Genomic DNA, 4,518 nt, shown 5'->3' on the forward strand with positions numbered 1-4,518 from the left:
TGTGTGAATTGGTGGGTGTGGTGGGCGAGGTGGTGGGGGGTTTCGAGGGGGAGGGTGTGGCCGGTGTTGGGGATGGTGATGAGGTGGGTGTGGGGGATGGTGTGGTGGAGGGTGTGGCTGTGGGTGGGGTTGATGATTTTGTCGTGGGTGCCGGTGATGATGAGGGTGGGGGTGGTGATGTGGGGGAGGTGGGGGCGGTGGTCCATGGTTTGGGTGGTGTTGAAGTAGGTGGCGCGGGTGTGGGGGTGGGTGTTGGCGAAGAGGCGGCGGTTGGTTTCTTGGGTGTGTTTGGGGGTGTGGGGGTGGTGGGTTTTTTTGAGGAGGAGGCGGCCGAGCCAGGGGGTTTTGAGGGCTTTGGTGAAGGTTTTTGATTGCATGAGTTTGAGTTCTTGGGTGGGGGTTTGTTGGTTGTGGGCGGCGGTGGCGGCGAGGATGAGGGCGGTGAGGCGGGTGTGGGGGGTGGGGTGGGTGGTGTGGAGGTGGGTGGCCCAGGTGAGGGCGGTGTAGCCGCCGCCGGAGTGGGCGAGGAGGGTGATGGGGTGGTGGGGGGAGAGGGTGGTGGTGATGGTGTCGAGGTCGTGGGCGAGGCGTTGGAGGGTGGTGGGGTGGGTGCCGTTGGTGGAGGTGCCGTGGCCGCGGTGGTCGTAGGTGGCGACGGTGTGGCCGGCGGTGGCGAGGAGGTGGGCGGTGGTGTGCCAGATGGTGTGGTTGGAGGCCCAGCCGTGGGTGAGGATGATGAGGGGTTGGTTGGGGGGGAGGGGGTGGGTGGGGGTGGGGTTGGGGTGGTGGAGGGTGATGGTGAGGTGGGCGCCGTCGTCGGTGGTGGTGGTGTGGTCGGTGATGGTGACGGTGTGGGGGCCGGGGAGTTGGTGTCCGGGGAGGTCGGGGAGGTTGGGGTTCATCGGGTGCTCCTGGGGGTGGTGGTGAGGTGGGTGTTGAGGTGGGTGAAGGCGTTTTGGGTGGCGGTGGAGTGTTGGGTGCCGATGTTGGTGAGTTTGGCGAGGAGGGTGAGCCAGCCGTGGGGGGTGGCGGTGAAGTGCATGGTGAGGCGGGTTTGGGTGTTGTGGTGGAGGGGGGTGAGGGTGTAGGTGGCGTGGCCGCGGAAGGCGCCGTGGGTGTAGTCGGTGGCGAGGTGGCGGTGTGGGGTGGTGTGGGTGGTGGTGGCGGTGAAGCGGATTTTGGGGCCGCCTTTGGTGTTGCCTTTGGGGTGGACGGTGATGTGGGTGGTGCCGCCGATGTGTTCGGGGCTGGTGGTGCCGGGTTGGAAGGTGTTGTGGGGGGTCCACCAGGTGGTGGCGCCGTTGAGTTCGGCGATGAGTTCGTGCCAGACGTGTTCGGTGGGGGCGTGGATGATGGTTTCGTTGATGATGTCGTAGGTGTGCATGGTGGGTTTCCCTTCCGGGGTCGGGGTCGGGGTGGGGAGAGGGGGGAGGGGTAGGGCGGTAGGGGGGTGTTCGGGGTTGGGGTGGTTGTGCGGTGGTGTGGTTTTTGTTGTTCGTGGTTTGTTCTGTGGGGTGGCTGTTTCTTTGCCGGGCCTGCTGTCGCGTTTTCTGGGTCCGTGGCGTTTTCCCGGCCCGGGTGGTGTTTTCTCTGGGGTCGGTGACCCTTTTTCTGGGTCTGCCGTCCATTGTCTGGGTTCGTGAGGTGTTCTCCGGGCCTGGGGTCCCTTTTTCGGGCTGGTGACGGGTTTCTTCTGGATCGGTTGTTCGTTTTGGTGGGTGGCGCCTTTTCGGGCCCGTGGTGCTTTTCTGGGGCCGGCGTCCGGTTTGTGGGGTCGTGGCGTTGTCCCTGTGATGTCTTTGTCGGGCTCGCCGGGCCGTTTCTTGGGGTTGTGGCGCCCTTTTCTGGGGTGCCGTCTGTTTTCTGGGTCTGTGGGGTCTTCTCTGTGGTGTCTTCTTCGGGTTCGTGACGTTCTTTGTGGGGTTGCCGTCCCGCCTGTTGGCCGGTGGCTCCTCCTCTGGGTCGGTGTTCTATTTCCGGGCCTGTGGCGTTCTCTGGGGTCGGGGTTTCCTTTCCGGGCCTGTGGTTCCTCCTCTGGGGTCGGGGTTTCCTTTCTGGGCTTGTGGTGTTCTTTTGGGGTCTGCTGGTTCTTTTCCCGGGGTTGTGGTGCTGTCTCTGGCCTGTTGTCTTGTCTCTGGGCCTGCTGGCCGTTTCTGGGGGTGTGGCGTCTTTTTTGGGCCTGTGGTTTCTTTTTCGGTTTCGTGGTTTCCTTTTTTGGGTTTGTGGCGTGTTTTCTGGGGTTGGGGTCCTTTTTGGGTCTGTGGTGTTCTGTCTGGGCTGGTGTTGTTTTCTCGGTGTCTGTTGTTGATTCTGGGTGTCTGTTGTGTGTTTCTGGGTGTTTGTTGTTTCTTTTCGGGGTTTGCTGTTCTGTTTTTTGGGGGGGGGTGTTGTTTTGTTTTTGGGGGTGGTGTTGGGGGTGTGGTGGTGGTTTAGGTGAAGATGTTTTGGCCGGGGGTGAGGGTGTGGGTGGGGTCGTATCGGTTTTTGTGGGTGGTGAGGTTGTTCCATTGGGGGCCGTAGTGGTGTTGCCAGTCGGTTTGGGTCATGTGGGGGATGGCGCCGACGAGGTAGCGTTTGGCGCCGAGGGTGGTGGCGTGGTCGTAGAGGGTGCGGTTGCGTTGGAGGTGGGGGGTGGGGTTGGTGCCGGGGTGGGGGAAGGTGAGGAGGTCGAAGAGGTAGGTGGTGGGTTCGTTGGGGGTGATGGCGTAGGGGTGGGTGAGTTTGTTGGTGTGGAAGGGGTAGAAGAGGAGGAGGCCGGCGCCGAGGTCGTCGGGGGTGAGGGTTTGGGTGGCGGTGGTCATGAAGGTGTGGGCTTGGGTGGCGGGGAGGAAGAGGCTGAGCCAGGGTTTGGGTTCGTTCCAGTAGCCGAGGTTTTTGATGGTGTCGGCGAAGGTGTCGGCTCGGTAGGTGTATTGGCGGTAGGTCTGGTCGGTGATGGTGGTGTCGGTGGTGATGGGGGTGAGGTTGTGGAGGAGGGGGGTGGGGTTGGGGGGTGTGGTGCCGTTGTAGTAGGTGGCGGTTTCGATTTTGTAGCGGGGTGTGGTTCCGGGTTGGGGGATGACTTCGCCGACTTGGCTGTGGAAGCGGCCGTCGTTCAGGAGGGTTTCCTGGTCGGTGAGGTAGGTGGTGAGGTTGTCGTAGTAGAGGTTGAAGACGAGGGCGCGTTGGGGGGCGGGGATGAGTTTGACGGTGGCGCGGACGATGATGCCGAATTGGCCGGCGCCGGCGAGGGCGGCGTGGAAGAGGTCGCGGTTGCGGGTGGGGGTGGCGGTGAGGAGGTGGCCGGTGCCGGTGATGATGTCGATGGATTCGACGGTGTCGGCTTGGAGGCCGTATTTCTGGACGGTGGAGCCGATGCCGCCGATGCTGATGGTGCCGCCGATGGAGAGGTGGAGGTAGTCGGTGAGGCAGGGTGGGGTGAGGCCTTGGGTGAGGGCGGCGTCGGTGAGTTGGGCCCAGGTGACGCCGGTGTCGACGGTGGCGTTGGTGGGGGTGATGGTGTGGATGCGGTTGAGGCTGCGGGCGTCGATGCTGATGCCGCCGGCGGCGGAGGCCTGGCCGTAGTTGGAGTGTGATTCGAGGTCGTTGCCGGTGCCGCTGCGGCCGTTCATGGCGACTTTGAGGCCGTTGCAGCGGGCGTAGTTGACGATTTTGACGATGTCTTGGACGGAGCCGGGTTTGAGGACGGCGTAGGGGGTGGTGGTGGTGAGGCGTCCGAAGTCGTGGCTGAATTCGGTGAGGGTGGTGGTGTCGGTGGTGAGGGTGCCGTCGAGGGTGGGGACGGTGGCGAGGTGTCCGGTGGTGGGGGTGGTGGTGGCCCAGGTGCGGGTGGTGGTGTTGTAGCCGATGACGGTGGCGGCGAGGCCGGTGATGAGGGTTCGTCGTGACAGTGGTGTGGTGGTCATGCTGGTTCCTTTCGTGGGTGGGGCTGGTGTGCGGGAGGCCCGCTGGGTGGCGGGCCTCTGGTGTTGTCCGCCCCGTCGCCCCGTCACGGGGGGGGTGGGCTGGTTGGCGGCCCGGGGTGGCCGGGGTGGGCTGGCGGTGGCGGCCGGGGTGGGTGGCCGGTGGTCGTGGTTGGTGGTTGCGGGGGTCTGGTCGGTGCTGTGTCTGCCCGGTGGGGGTGGTGCCCGTGGCCGGCCTGGTGGGCCGGCCACGGTGGCGGCCTGGTGTGGTGCTGGTGGTTCGGGGGTGCGGTTGTGGCGTGTGCCGGTGCCGGCGGCGTGTGCCGGTGTCGTGAGCCGGTGGCGGGGTGCCCGTGCCGGGTGGGCGGTGGTCGAACTCGCGCTCTCCGTCGGCTGTTTGTGCTGGTTGGGCTGTCGTCCGGGCTTCGCGGGGTTCCGGTGTTTACGTGTTCGTGTGGTGTGGTCTGGACTGCGCGGGTTCCGTTGCTCGGGTGCCCGTGCCGGGTGGGCGGTGGTCGAACTCGAGCTCTCCGTCGCCTGTTTGTGCCGGTCGGGCCGTCGTCCGGGCTTCGCGGGGTTCCGGTGTTTACGTGTTCGTGTGGCGTGGTCTGGACTG

3 protein-coding genes are annotated in these 4,518 nt (G+C 64.9%); all 3 read right to left on the reverse strand.

Going from position 1 to position 4,518, the window contains the following annotated elements:
- Nucleotides 1-902, reverse strand: a 902-nt coding sequence (locus ACIOJE_RS39400; protein ID WP_400783234.1) for an alpha/beta fold hydrolase, incomplete at its 3' end; no start/stop codon positions are given.
- Nucleotides 899-1,384: an SRPBCC family protein gene (locus ACIOJE_RS39405; RefSeq protein ID WP_400783237.1), complete on the reverse strand. Its 486-nt coding sequence runs from the start codon at nt 1,382-1,384 to the stop codon at nt 899-901. The genes ACIOJE_RS39405 and ACIOJE_RS39400, both read right to left, overlap by 4 nt.
- A gap of 1,045 nt (nt 1,385-2,429) precedes the next feature.
- Complete coding sequence (locus ACIOJE_RS39410; protein ID WP_400783240.1) at nt 2,430-3,905, reverse strand: FAD-binding protein; 1,476 nt, start codon at nt 3,903-3,905, stop codon at nt 2,430-2,432.
- Nucleotides 3,906-4,518 lie beyond the last annotated feature (613 nt).

It is taken from the genome of Kitasatospora sp. NPDC087861, assembly GCF_044742585.1.
Taxonomy (GTDB): domain Bacteria; phylum Actinomycetota; class Actinomycetes; order Streptomycetales; family Streptomycetaceae; genus Kitasatospora.

Bases quoted from the DNA above. Each gene is read 5' to 3' on its own strand.
- ACIOJE_RS39405 (WP_400783237.1), bottom strand. From the start codon at position 1,384: ATGCACACCTACGACATCATCAACGAAACCATCATCCACGCCCCCACC.
- ACIOJE_RS39410 (WP_400783240.1), bottom strand. From the start codon at position 3,905: ATGACCACCACACCACTGTCACGACGAACCCTCATCACCGGCCTCGCC.